General features: G+C 67.1%; 12 protein-coding genes and 1 other RNA gene. 8 read left to right on the forward strand and 5 right to left on the reverse strand.

The genetic code is table 11. The features are described from left to right. Positions 1-256 precede the first annotated feature (256 nt). The 6 genes from VBO01S_RS00005 (at position 257) to VBO01S_RS00030 (ending at position 6,503) form a co-directional block, all read left to right on the forward strand. Positions 257-1,525, forward strand: a complete 1,269-nt coding sequence (locus VBO01S_RS00005) for an amidohydrolase family protein (RefSeq protein ID WP_062468627.1) — start codon at positions 257-259, stop codon at positions 1,523-1,525. A 19-nt stretch (positions 1,526-1,544) separates the two neighbouring features. Next, complete coding sequence (locus VBO01S_RS00010; protein WP_062468630.1) at positions 1,545-2,408, forward strand: creatininase family protein; 864 nt, start codon at positions 1,545-1,547, stop codon at positions 2,406-2,408. 61 nt (positions 2,409-2,469) lie between these two features. Further along, on the forward strand, positions 2,470-3,456 hold the full coding sequence (locus VBO01S_RS00015; protein WP_062468632.1) for an ABC transporter substrate-binding protein: 987 nt from the start codon (positions 2,470-2,472) through the stop codon (positions 3,454-3,456). Between the two features lie 19 nt (positions 3,457-3,475). Then, the gene (locus VBO01S_RS00020) at positions 3,476-4,309 is read left to right on the forward strand and encodes an ABC transporter ATP-binding protein (RefSeq protein ID WP_062468636.1); all 834 of its coding nucleotides are present in this window, start codon (positions 3,476-3,478) and stop codon (positions 4,307-4,309) included. Next, the gene (locus tag VBO01S_RS00025) at positions 4,306-5,124 is read left to right on the forward strand and encodes an ABC transporter permease (RefSeq protein ID WP_062468638.1); all 819 of its coding nucleotides are present in this window, start codon (positions 4,306-4,308) and stop codon (positions 5,122-5,124) included. Before VBO01S_RS00020 ends, VBO01S_RS00025 begins: the two co-directional genes overlap by 4 nt. A gap of 8 nt (positions 5,125-5,132) precedes the next feature. Continuing rightward, positions 5,133-6,503 carry an FAD-binding oxidoreductase gene (locus VBO01S_RS00030; protein WP_062468640.1) on the forward strand — a complete coding sequence of 457 codons (1,371 nt, stop codon included), beginning with the start codon at positions 5,133-5,135 and terminating at the stop codon, positions 6,501-6,503. Between the two features lie 22 nt (positions 6,504-6,525). On the opposite strand, the gene VBO01S_RS00035 is transcribed toward VBO01S_RS00030, so the two are convergent. Beyond that, positions 6,526-7,452 carry a LysR family transcriptional regulator gene (locus VBO01S_RS00035; protein ID WP_062468642.1) on the reverse strand — a complete coding sequence of 309 codons (927 nt, stop codon included), beginning with the start codon at positions 7,450-7,452 and terminating at the stop codon, positions 6,526-6,528. Positions 7,453-7,534: 82 nt separating this feature from the next. Here VBO01S_RS00035 and VBO01S_RS00040 point away from each other — a divergent pair, with 82 nt between their 5' ends. Together VBO01S_RS00040 and VBO01S_RS00045 are read left to right on the forward strand one after the other, a co-directional pair. Then, positions 7,535-8,854 (forward strand): arylsulfatase, encoded by a 1,320-nt coding sequence (locus tag VBO01S_RS00040; RefSeq protein WP_062468644.1) that lies wholly within the window; start codon positions 7,535-7,537, stop codon positions 8,852-8,854. Positions 8,855-8,912: 58 nt separating this feature from the next. After that, positions 8,913-9,887 (forward strand): Bug family tripartite tricarboxylate transporter substrate binding protein, encoded by a 975-nt coding sequence (locus VBO01S_RS00045; RefSeq protein WP_062468646.1) that lies wholly within the window; start codon positions 8,913-8,915, stop codon positions 9,885-9,887. 152 nt (positions 9,888-10,039) lie between these two features. Here VBO01S_RS00045 and ssrA read toward each other — a convergent pair. The 4 genes from ssrA to ompA all read right to left on the reverse strand — a co-directional run bounded on the left by ssrA (position 10,040) and on the right by ompA (position 12,619). Continuing rightward, positions 10,040-10,424, reverse strand: a transfer-messenger RNA (tmRNA) gene (gene ssrA / locus VBO01S_RS00050). Positions 10,425-10,436: 12 nt separating this feature from the next. Continuing rightward, complete coding sequence (locus tag VBO01S_RS00055; RefSeq protein WP_157627227.1) at positions 10,437-11,111, reverse strand: HAD family hydrolase; 675 nt, start codon at positions 11,109-11,111, stop codon at positions 10,437-10,439. Next, positions 11,111-11,839 carry a bifunctional 2-polyprenyl-6-hydroxyphenol methylase/3-demethylubiquinol 3-O-methyltransferase UbiG gene (gene ubiG / locus VBO01S_RS00060; RefSeq protein ID WP_062468650.1) on the reverse strand — a complete coding sequence of 243 codons (729 nt, stop codon included), beginning with the start codon at positions 11,837-11,839 and terminating at the stop codon, positions 11,111-11,113. The genes VBO01S_RS00055 and ubiG overlap by 1 nt, the downstream gene beginning before the upstream one ends. 129 nt (positions 11,840-11,968) lie before the next feature. Further along, the gene (gene ompA / locus VBO01S_RS00065) at positions 11,969-12,619 is read right to left on the reverse strand and encodes an outer membrane protein OmpA (protein WP_062468651.1); all 651 of its coding nucleotides are present in this window, start codon (positions 12,617-12,619) and stop codon (positions 11,969-11,971) included. Positions 12,620-12,644 lie beyond the last annotated feature (25 nt).

Here is a 12,644-nt window from a genome sequence, read left to right on the forward strand (position 1 = left end):
GCCGGCGTGACGGCGCTGGCGACCGCCACGGCCGCCGCCGCGCTGGCGGTGCGGCTCTGGCCGCGCCAGGCAACGTAGTCGCATCAGCCGCGGGCTAAAGCCCGCCTCCCCAGTCCGGTGCACCCGGACTGGCACGTCGCTTGCATAACCTGACCAGTTGCTCTGATTGATTGGTCAAATTCATGCACGTCCGCGTTGCCTGCCGTCTGTCGATGGAAACCAGCGCCCCCGCAGGCCCGGCGGAGGCGCGTTTCGCATGAACGCGCCCGCGCTGCTGGACAACGCACGGCTGCCGCGCTGGCTGCTGCCCGCCGACTGGCCGCAGCGCCACGGAGTGCCCGAACTCGCACGCATCGGCATCGAAGCCGGCCGCGTCCGCTCGGTGCAGCCCGCGAGGGACATCACGCCGGGCGCCGGCTGGGACCTCGCCGGCACGCTCGCCCTCCCCGCCTTCGTCGACGCGCACACGCACCTGGACAAGGCATTCACGCTGGCGCGCATGCAAAAGGTGCAGCCCGGCCTGCTCGGCGCAATCGACGCGATGCTGGCCGACCGCGTGCACTGGACGCCCGCCGACGTGCGCGAGCGTGCGTCGCGCGGCCTGCAATGGGCCTGGGCATGCGGCACCGCCCATGTGCGCACGCACGTCGACTGGTGGGAGCCCGATGCGCTGCCCACGGCCTGGCCCGTCATGGCCGAGCTGGCGCAGGAATGGGCCGGCCGGGTGCGGCTGGAGCAGGTCGCCCTCATCAAGCTGCCCCTGTTCGAAGACGCGTCGCAGGCGCTGCGCCTGGCGCGGCTGGTGAAGGCCACCGGACCGCACGCATTGCTCGGCGGCTTCGTTCACTCCACCAATTGGAGCGAGAACGCGCTGCGCAACCTGCTGCTGGCGGCGCAGGCCTGCGAGCTCGACATCGACCTGCACGTGGACGAGGAACTCGACGCCTCGGCCGTGGGCCTGCAGACCACCGCGCGCCTGCTGCGCGAGATCGGCTACGAAGGCCGCGTGGTCTGCGGCCACCTCTGCGCGCTGGCGGCCCAGCCCGAGGCGCAGGCCTTCGCCACGCTGGACGCCGTGGCACGCGCGCCGATCACCGTGGTGTCGCTGCCCGCGACCAACCTGCTGCTACAGGACGCCGTCACCGGGCGCACGCCGCGCCAGCGCGGCATCACGCTGGTCAAGGAAGCGCATGCGCGCGGCATTCCATTGCTGTTCGCGAGCGACAACGTGCAAGACCCGTTCTGCCGGCTCGGCAGCTTCGACCCCGTCGAGGCGCTGGGCACCGCTGCGCTGGTGGCACAGCTCGACGACCCCTTCGACACCTGGTCGCAGGCGCTGTGCCGCAGCGACTGGCTGGAACGCGCGCCCGCCACGACGACGCCCACGCTGGTCGGCGCGAAAGCCGACCTGGTGCTGTTCACGCAGGCCGACCGCCACGGCTGGCCCTCGCGCAGTGCCACCCGCGTGGTGCTGCGCGACGGCCGCGTGACGCACGGCGATGCATCGCCTTTCTTCCCTGAATAAAGAACAAGCAAGGACCCCCATGCTCCACGGCTACATCCCGCCCCACCGTTTCCTGCCCTACCTGAGCTGGACCGAAATCGCCGCGCTGCCCGACCGCGAGAACACCGTCATCGTGCTGCCGTGCGGCGCGATCGAGCAGCACGGCCCGCACCTGCCGTGCTCGGTCGACAGCGTGATCGCCTCGGGCGTGATGGGCAAGGCGCTGGAGAAGCTGCCGGCCGAGGTGCGCGCCTTTGCCCTGCCGCCCATCACCTACGGCAAGTCGGAAGAGCACCTGCACTTTCCCGGCACGGTGACGCTCACGGGCACCACGCTGCTGTCGACCGTGATCGAGATCGGCGAATCGGTGTACCGCTCGGGCTTTCGCAAGCTGCTGTTCGCCAACGGGCACGGCGGCCAGCCGCAGGTGCTGGAGATGGCGGCGCGCGAACTGCGCCTGCGCCATGGCGACTTCGTGATCGTGCCGCACGGCGTGTCGCGCCTGCCCAGCGCGGCGAGCCGGCAGGTGAGCGAGCAGGAGAAGAAGCTCGCGATGCACGCGGGCCATTCCGAAACCGCGCTGATGCTCGCGCTGGCGCCCGACACCGTGCACATGGAACGCGCGGTGGCCAACTTTCCGCCGCCCTTCCCGATCAAGCTGCTGTCGGCCGACGGCCGCCCGGCCTGCGCCTGGACCGCGCGCGACTTCGGCCCCAGCGGCGTGATCGGCGACCCGACCAGCGCCACGCGCGAACAGGGCCTGGAAATCCTGGACACGCTCTCGGACAGCTGGGCGCAGGCGCTGACCGAGCTTCATGCGCTGCGCTGGGTCGTGCGCGAGGAAGCCACCTGGGAGCGCGGCCACCAGCAGGGCTTCATCCAGCAGTCGTTCGTGCCGGCCTGAGGCGCGCTCCTTGCAACGGCTTCGTTCTTCTTTTTCATCCCGCCTTCGAGAGGTCCCCACCATGCGTTCCTTCGCTCTTTCCCTGGCCGGCGCCGCCGCGCTTTCGCTCCTCACGGCCGTTGCACCCGCACAGGCCCAGGACAAGTTCACCTACATGACCAACTGGTACGCGCAGGCCGAGCACGGCGGCTTCTACCAGGCGGTGGCGCAGGGCATCTACAAGAAGCACGGCCTGGACGTGACGATCCGCATGGGCGGCCCGCAGGTCAACATCACGCAGATGATGGCCGCGGGCCAGGCCGACTGCATCATGGGATCGAGCGACATCCAGATGATGCAGGTGCGCGAAGGCGGCGTGCCGGTGGTCAACGTGGCGGCCTTCTTCCAGAAGGACCCGCAAGTGCTGATCGCGCACGACGACGTCAAGAAGTTCGAGGACCTCAAGGGCAAGACGCTCCTGATCGGCGCGCAGGCCAACCGCGGCTACTGGCCGTGGCTCAAGGCCCGCTTCGGCCTGAAGGACGAACAGACGCGCCCCTACACCTTCAACATCCAGCCCTTCGTGGCCGACCCGAACACCGCGCAGCAGGGCTACCTGACCTCCGAGCCCTACGCCATCCAGAAGGCCGGCGTGAAGAGCACGGTGCTGATGTTCAGCGACCACGGCTATCCCTCCTACGCCGTCACCGTGTCGTGCATGGACAAGACGGTGAAGGAGCGCAGCAAGCAGGTCGCCGCCTTCGTGAAGGCCTCGGCCGAAGGCTGGAAGAGCTACCTGGCCGACCCGGCGCCGGCCAACGCGCTGATCAAGAAGGACAACCCCAACATGACCGACGACCAGCTGGCCTACAGCGTGGCCAAGCTCAAGGAGATGGGCATGGTCACCGGCGGCGACGCGGCCAAGCTGGGCATCGGCGTGATGACCGATGCGCGCGCCAAGGCGAGCTACGACTTCCTGGTGAACGCGAAGCTGCTCGACCCCGCCAAGGTCGACCTGGCCAAGACCTACACGACCGAGTTCGTGAAGGACGCCAAGGTGCTGCCCTGAACTTCGTCGCCTCTTCTTCATGAACCGCATCGACCCCCACACCCTCGCACCGCCGACCACCCCCGCCGTGCCGGCGGTGGAAGTGCTCTCGGCCGAGAAGACCTACGCCAACGGCACGCAGGCGCTGCTGCCGGTGGACCTGTCGATCGCCGAAGGCGAGTTCGTCACGCTGCTCGGCCCCTCGGGCTGCGGCAAGAGCACGCTGCTGAAGATGGTGGCGGGCATGCTCGAACCCAGCGACGGGCGCCTGCTGGTGTGGCGCAAGCCCGTGGCGCAGTTGCACGACTGCCCGCACAAATTGTCGTTCGTGTTCCAGTCGCCCACGCTGATGCCTTGGGCCAGCGTGCAGACCAATGTGCGGCTGCCGCTGGACCTGGCGGGCGTGCCCCGCAAGGAGGCCGATGCGCGGGTGACGGAATCGCTCGCGCTCGTGGGGCTGGAGAAGTTCGCCAGTGCGCTGCCGCGTGCGCTGTCGGGCGGCATGCAGATGCGCGTGTCGATCGCGCGCGGCCTGGTCACGCAGCCCGACCTGCTGCTGATGGACGAACCCTTCGGCGCACTCGACGAGATCACGCGCCACAAGCTCGACGCCGACCTGCTCGAGCTGTGGCGCAAGAAAAAGCTCACGGTGATCTTCGTGACGCACTCGATTCACGAGGCGGTGTTCCTCTCAAGCCGCGTGGTGATGATGGCCGCGCGGCCAGGTCGCGTGGTCGAGCAGTTCCAGATCGACGAGCCCTACCCGCGCCAGGCCGACTTCATGGTCACGCCCGCGTTCGCGCGCCACGCGAAGCAGTTGCAGGACAGCCTGCTGCGCGCCAGCACCACAGAAGAAGAGGAGGCCGCGCCATGAAGACAGCGACAAAGCCCGCGACGCCCCTGTTGAGTCAGCCGCGCGTGCAGCGCGTGCTCTACCCGGTGCTCATCGGCGTGGTGCTGGTCGCGCTGTGGCAGTGGATGGTGGTGGCCATGGAGCTGCCGCCCTACCTCGTGCCCTCGCCCTGGCTGATGATGCAGACGCTGGTGACCGACTGGGCGCCGCTGGGCAGCGCGCTCCTGGTCACGCTGAAGATCACGGTGCTGTCGTTCGCGCTGGCCACGGTGGCGGGCGTGCTGATCTCGTTCCTGTTCGTGCAGAGCAAGCGCATCGAGACCGCCCTCTTTCCGTACGCGGTGCTGCTGCAGGTGACGCCCATCGTGGCCGTGGCGCCGCTGATCATCATCTGGGTGAAGAACCCGGTGGCGGCCATGACGGTGTGCGCGGCGCTGGTGGCGCTGTTTCCCATCATCAGCAACACCACGCTGGGCCTGCGCAGCATCGACCCCGACCTGCAGAGCTACTTCAAGCTGAACCGCGCCACGCGCTGGCAGCAGCTGGTGCGACTGCGCATTCCGAGCGCGCTGCCCTACTTCTTCGGCGGGCTGCGCATCTCCAGCGGCCTGGCGCTGATCGGCGCGGTGGTGGCGGAGTTCGTGGCCGGCACGGGCGGCTCGGGCGCGGGGCTGGCCTACCAGATCCTGCAGGCGGGCTTCCAGCTGAACATTCCGCGCATGTTCGCGGCCTTGTTGCTCATCTCCCTCACCGGTGTCGCGCTCTTCGTGCTGATGGCCTGGCTCACCAAGGTGGCGCTGGGCTCGTGGCACGCGAGCGAACTTTCCCAGGATTGAAATCGACCATGAACGCTCCCGCTTGCGCCATCGAACAACTGCTGCTCGAACTCCCCGACCTCGACTGGATCACCGACGAAGGCCGCGTCACGCGCCTCTCGCAGGACTTCTCCTGGTTCAGCCCGGTGCTCACCCGCCAGCTGAAGGACAAGCGCGCCGACGTGGTGGTGCGCCCGCGCACCGAAGAAGACATCCGCGCGGTGGTGGGCGCCTGCGCGCGCCGCGGCGTGCCCATCACCATCCGCGGCAGCGGCACCGGCAACTACGGCCAGACCACGCCGCTCGCCGGCGGCGTGGTGCTCGACATGACGGGCTACAACGCCTGCCTGTGGGTGCAGCCCGGCGTGGCGCGCGCGCAAGCCGGCATCCGCCTGGGCGAACTCGAGAAGCAGACGAAACCCACCGGCCAGGAGATGCGCTGCGTGCCCTCGACCTACCGCAGCGCGACGCTGGGCGGCCTGTTCGGTGGCGGCTTCGGCGGTGTGGGCTCGATCAACTACGGGCCGCTGGGCGCCCCCGGCAATGTGCTGGGCATTCGCGCGATGACCATCGAGGCCGAGCCGCAGGTGATCGAACTGCGCGGCGCCGAGGCGATGCGCATGCACCACCTGTGGGGCACCAACGGCCTCGTGCTGGAGCTGGAGATCGCGCTGGCGCCCGCGCATCCGTGGCTCGAGACGCTGGTGACCTTCGACGACTTCGAGAACGCGCTGAACTTCGCGGACAAGCTCGCGCATGCGCCGGGCATCGTGAAGCGCGGCGTGACCTTCTTCGCCGCGCCCATCGCCGACCACCTCGCGCAGCTGGCGGCGCACCTGCCGAAGGGCTGCCACACGGTGCTGTCGCTGGTGGCCGAGCAGAGCGAGCCGGCCATGATGCTGCTGGTGCAAGCGCACGGCGGCACCGTGAGCTACCGCAAGACGGCCGCCGAAGTGCAGAAGAGCAACCGCACGCTGATGGAGTTCACCTGGAACCACACGACGCTGCACGCGCTGAAGATCGACCCGACGCTGACCTACCTGCAAAGCGGGTTCATCCCCGGCCGGCATGTCGAGCAGGTCATCGAGATGGAGAAACTGCTGGGCGGCGAGGTCATGATGCACGTCGAGTTCCTGCGCAACGCGGCGGGGCTGCTGACCTGCAGCGGGCTGCAGCTGGTGCGCTTCAGCACCGAGCAGCGGCTGAACGAGATCATCGACATCCACCGCACGCACCAGGTGCACATCAACAACCCGCACGTGAACATCGTGGAAGACGGCAAGGCCGGCGGGCCGCTGCCGCCGGAAGTCATCGAGGTGAAGCAGCGCTTCGATCCGATGGGCTTGCTGAACCCGGGCAAGTTGCGCGACTGGCCGGTGAAGGCGGCGACCGCGGCCTGAAAACGGCCTCAGCGAGCGTCCGTCATCCCTTGCGCGCCGCGCTGCTTCGCTGCGCCGGCGCCAGTGCCTTGAGCGCCTGCACGAACTCCTCGAGGAGTGGGGAGCGGTAGGTATTCGGACGTGAGAAAAGCGAAATGCGCCTCGGAATCGACAGCGCGTCGACGGGAATCACCTTGACGCCACGCGCCTGGGGCAGCGCGAGCACGGAGACCGGGACGATGCCCATCAGATCGGTCGCTGCAAGCACCGGCAGCGACCATGACGCATTGAAGTGCACCTCGATCGCGCCTTGCGGCGGCGTCGCGCCCGCGCAGCGAAATACCTCGTCCAGCTTCGCGCGTGCAGCCGAGTGAACGGACGGCAGCACCCAGGAGAACTTCGACAGATCGCCCATCGTGAGACGGCGACGCGCGAAGACCGGATGCCCCACGCGCGCCACGGCGACGAGCGCATCGGTCAGCAGATCCTCATGCACCAGGCCGTGCGGCATGGATTCATAGGTCGGAATCACGGCGACATCGAGCAGGCCCTGGCGCGTCCAGTCGATCAACTCGTCCGAAGACGCCACTTCCAGGCGCACATGCATGCCCGGGCGACGGGGCTGCAGGGCCGCAAGCGCCGGTGAGAGCACGGCATCCAGAACCGCCAGCGTCGCGCCCACGCGGATGAGCCCGGCACGTCCCGCGCGGACGTCGCCCGCATGACGAAGCGCCTCGTCGTGCTCGGACTTCATGCGTTGCGCACGTTCGCGGAACGCGACGCCGAACGGCGTGAGCGTCATGCCGTGGCCCGAGCGCTCGAAGAGGCCGAGCCCCATCTCGTCCTCCAGCCGGCGGATCGCCTTGGAAAGCGCCGCGGCCGTCACCGTCAGGCTGGTTGCTGCACGGGACAGCTGCCCATGGCGCGCCACTTCCAGGAAGTAGTCGAGGTCGCGTGCCGAGAAGGACATGAATAAAAGTTAACAAAGATTTCCCAATTGGAAACACCCGAATCCTAGCCGTTCCTAGACTGCAGTCGCAATGAGTCCCTCCATGAACCCACCCAACATCGTTCTCATCCTTGCCGACAACCTCGGCTGGGGCGAGCTCGGCTGCTACGGCGGCGGAGCGCTGCGGGGCGCGCCCACGCCACGCATCGACGCGCTCGCCAGCCAAGGCCTTCTGCTGCAGAACTTCAATGTCGAGAGCGATTGCGTGCCGACGCGCTCCGCGCTGATGAGCGGGCGGCACCCGATCCGCACGGGCTGCCTGCAGTCGGTGCCGCCCGGCCTGCCTCAGGGCCTGGCACGCCGCGAGATCACGCTGGCGCAGCTGCTCTCGGCACAGGGCTATGCGACTGCGCACTACGGCAAGTGGCACCTGGGCGATGTGGAAGGCCGTTTCCCGAGCGACCGGGGATTCGACGAGTGGTACGGCATTCCGCGCACCACGGACGAGAGCCAGTTCACGGCCAGCGTCGGCTACGACCCGAGCGTGGCGGACATCCCGTACATCATGCAGGGCCGTGCCGGTGCGCCTTCGCAGAACGTCGAGGAATACAACCTGGATTCGCGCCGGCGCATCGACGAGACGCTGACGAACCGGGCCCTGGCATTCATCCAGCGCAACCACGCGGTACAGAAGCCGTTCTTCCTTTACCTGCCGCTCACGCACCTGCACTTTCCCACCCTGCCTCACCGCGATTTCGCGGGCCGCACCGGCCATGGCGATTTCGCCGATTCCATGGTGGAGATGGACCACCGCGTGGGCCAGGTCATCGACGAGATCGAGCGCCTCGGCATGTCAGAAGACACCCTCTTCATCTTCGCGAGCGACAACGGCCCCGAGTTCCGCGCTCCGTACCGCGGCACGGCCGGCCCCTGGCGCGGCACCTATCACACGGCCATGGAAGGCAGCCTGCGCGTGCCGTGCATCGTGCGCTGGCCGGGCAAGATCGCCGCGGGTCGGGTGAGCAACGAGATCGTGCACGTCACGGACCTCTTCTCCACGCTGGCACGCGCGGGTGGCGCCCGCATTCCCGAGGACAGGCCGATCGACGGCATGGACCAGATGCCCTTCTTCCTCGGCGAGCAGAAGTCCTTGCGCGAGGGCTTTCTCTTCCATATCAAGAACGAGCTGCGCGCAGTGAAGTGGCGCGACTGGAAGCTGCATCTCTACTGGGAGCCCGAGGTGAACGAAGGCAAGGGCAAGCTCGAGTCGCCCTATCTCTTCAACATCACGCGCGACCCCAAGGAGGAGTCGGATGTGCTCGTCTACAACACGTGGGTCCTGGGGCCGATCCAGCGGATGGTCCGCGCCTTTCATCAGAGTGCGGCAGCACATCCTCACACGGCGCCGGGAGCGCCGGACTGAGGCCGCGGAATCCCCGACGCGCTCGCGCATCTCTCCACCGTCCCAGAAGGCTCACCCCATGTCCAAGCATCCAGGCGGCCGCCGAGGCCTCTTTCTGATCTTCTGCGCACTCACGGCGCTGGCGTCTTCTGCGACGCTCGCGCAAGAGAAGTACCCCTCGCGAGCGATCACCTGGGTCGTCGGCTACCCCCCCGGGGGCAGCGTCGATGTTGTCACGCGCCTCGTCGCCCGCAAGCTGGAAGCGACGCTCGGCCAGCCCATCGTGGTCGACAACAAGCCCGGCGCCACGGGCTCGCTCGCGCTGCGGTATGTGGCAACCCAGCCGGCCGACGGCTACACCCTGGTGACGGTTCCCGGCCCGGTGCTCACGAGCATCCCGATGCCGCAGATCGGCAAGGAGATGAGCGCCATCGCCATGCTCGCCAAAGGCTCCACCGTCCTCGTGGGACCGGCACGGCCCGATGCACCCAAGGACCTCAAGGCCTTGCTCGCAGACGCATCCGCCCACCCGGACAAGTACAGCTACGGCTCCTCCGGCAACGGCACCGGCCAGCACCTGACCGGGGAACTCATCCAGGCACTGACAGGCGTGACGATGACGCATGTGCCCTACAAAGGCGGCAACCAGGCGGTGACCGACGTGATCGGTGGACAGATCCCGCTGGCGGTACTGGGCATCACGCCCGTGCTCCCGCACATCAAGTCCGGCAAGCTCAAGGCGTACGGGGTTTCCACGGCGACCCGCTCTGCCTCCTTGCCCGAAGTGCCGACACTCAGGGAAGCGGGCATCGCCAACTTCGAGGCCAGTCAGTGGTTCGTCCTCGCTGCGCGCGCAGGCATCCCGGCAGACCGAAGCGATCGCCTCAACGAAGCGGTGGCACAAGCCCTGAAGGACCCGGAGGTGATGAAAGGCTTCGAGAACGTCGGCATGTTTCCTGAAGTCCACAGCGCGAAGCAGACCGCCGACTACATCCACACCGACATGCGGCGCTGGGCAGACCTCGTGAAGAAGAACAAGATCGCGATCGACTAGCTAGCGTGTGGAGTGAACCCCATCGACGGGACTGCAGGGGTCGTCATCCAGACGCAGACATCCCGAGTGAGACGGCGAAGCACAGTCAACAGCCGCCTGGCCAATGAAAAAGGGCGTTCACTGAATTTCAGTGAACGCCCTAGGTCGTTGTGTGGTGGAGCTGGGGGGATTTGAACCCCCGTCCGCAAGCCTTCATCGCGCAGTTCTACATGTGTAGTGATCTGATTTAAGTCTCGCTTCCGGAGTCGCGCAGTCACACGCTAAACCGGACGCCAGCACCCTATTTTCTCGCCCCGACCCAAGGTACCCGGATCGGAGCCAGCCCATGTAATTATCCTTGCAGCCGGGAGGTCAGGATTGCTCCAGACCCCCTTGCCCAGCCCATCGGCCAACTGTTGCAAGGCTCACTGGCAATTAAGCAGCGAGTGCGAAACGTTCGTCGTTTGCAGTTAGTTTGTTTGAATCTGTTTTACGAGCGCATTCAGCTCGACATGCCCCGCTGCGACTCCGAACCCACGTCGAAACCAGTGCAGCCCCAAGCGACTCATTTTAGGCGCTATTGAGTAACTTCAAGAGCTCCAGGGGCGAAGAGATTGAGGCATCGGCTTTCCACAGCGCCGCATCGGCCTGCGAACCCATGTAACCGTAGGTGGCCGCCACGGTTCCCATGCCCGCGGCGCGGCCCGCGATGATGTCGCGCTCGTCGTCCCCCACGTAGATGCAGGCCTCGGGCGCCACGCCGAGGCGACGCGCCGCCTCGTGCAACGGCTCGGGGTGCGGCTTGGCGAACGGCGTGGTGTCGCCGCTCACGATCGCGCCGGCGCTCGCGAAGAGCGGCATCGCGGCGGTCAGCGGTTCGGTGAAGCGGGCCGACTTGTTGGTGACCACGCCCCAGCGCAGGCCGCGCTCGCGGATCGCCTCGATCAGCGGCGCCACGCCGTCGAACACCAGGGTGTTGAGCAGCATGCGGCGCTCGTAGCCGACGTAGAACTCCTCGCGCAGCGCATCGAACTCCGGCGCCTCGGGCGTGATGCCGAAGGCAATGCCGAGCATGCCGCGTGCGCCGGCGCCGGCCATCGGGCGGTAGCGCTCCAGCGGATAAGGCGCCAGGCCGCGGTCGGTGCGCATCTTGTCAGCCGCCGCACCCAGGTCGGGCGCGCTGTCGATCAGCGTGCCGTCGAGGTCGAACAGGATGGCCTGTGTGGTCGCGCTCCCGATCTTCATCATCCCTGCGCCTCCGGCAGCGCCGGCTTCTGGGTCGCGAAGAGGTAGTTGACGCTGGTGTCGGCACTGAGCCAGTAGCGGCGGGTCAGCGGGTTGTATTCCATGCCCCGGGTGTGGCGCAGGTCCAGGCGGGCAGCGCGGCAGTAGCCGGCCAGTTCGCTGGGGCGGATCAGCTTCGGATACTCGTGCGTGCCGCGCGGCAGCATGCCCAGGACGTACTCGGCGCCCACGATCGCCAGCATGAAGGACTTCAGGTTGCGGTTGATGGTCGAGAAGAACACCCAGCCGCCCGGCTTCACCAGGGTGGCGCAGGCCTGGATCACCGATGCCGGATCGGGCACGTGCTCCAGCATTTCCATGCAGGTGACCACATCGAAGCTGCCAGGCTGCTCGGCCGCGAGCGCCTCGGCACTGATTTCGCGGTACTTGACGCCGCGCGTCCCGGCTTCGAGAGCGTGCAGTTGGGCGACCTTGAGCGCCTTGGTCGCGAGGTCGACGCCCAGCACGTCGGCGCCCTTGCGCGCCATCGAATCGGCCAGGATGCCGCCGCCGCAGCCGATATCGACCACGCGCTGGCCCGAAATAGGTGCAATACCGTCAATCCATTCCAGCCGCAATGGATTGATTTCGTGCAGCGGGCGGAATTCGCTCTCCAAATCCCACCACCGGTGTGCGAGTTCCGAAAACTTGGCCAGTTCGGCCGGGTCTGCATTCACGTTTTCTGTCATGGGGCAATTATGAAGCGAGCAAAGCCCGGCTCGAACGCAATGGGCTTGCATCAGGCACGGCCGCAAATACGGCAGGCATAAAAAAACCCCGCCGAGGCGGGGTTTTCATTCGTCGATGGAATCGATCGATCAGTTGGCGCGGGTGCCAACCACTTCGATTTCCACGCGACGGTTCTTGGCGCGGCCTTCCTTGGTGCGGTTGTCAGCCACAGGCTGCTTCTCGCCCTTGCCTTCGGTGTAGACGCGGTTGCGTTCGATGCCCTTCGAGACCAGGAAGGCCTTGACGGCTTCGGCGCGACGCACCGACAGACGCTGGTTGTAGGCGTCGGTACCGATGGAGTCGGTGTGACCCACAGCGATGATGACTTCGAGGTTCACGCCACGGATCTTCTCGACCAGGTCGGTCAGCTTGGCGCGACCTTCGGGCTTCAGCACCGACTTGTCGAAGTCGAAGAAGGCGTCAGCAGCGAAGGTGACCTTCGAAGCAGCGACTTGTGCGGCAGGCGGAGCGACCGGAGCGCCAGGCGTGGGAGCCACAGCAGCCGGAGCAGCCGGAACCAGAGCGCCGTCGCAACCGGCGGCAGCCGTTGCGGGCGTCCAGTTGGCATCGCGCCAGCACAGTTCGTTCGTGCCGTTCTTCCAGACCAGTTCGCCGGTGCCGTTTTGCCAGTTGTCGATCGTAGGACCGCCGTTCGCAGCGGTGACACGGGTCTGCGCGCCGGCGGCAGTGGCGAGCGCAGCGACTGCAAACATCATCGCCACTTTATTCAGTTTCTTCATGGTTCTCCTCTTGGGGAAAAAGCCG

Source organism: Variovorax boronicumulans NBRC 103145, from assembly GCF_001591345.1.
GTDB classification, from domain to species: domain Bacteria; phylum Pseudomonadota; class Gammaproteobacteria; order Burkholderiales; family Burkholderiaceae_C; genus Variovorax; species Variovorax boronicumulans.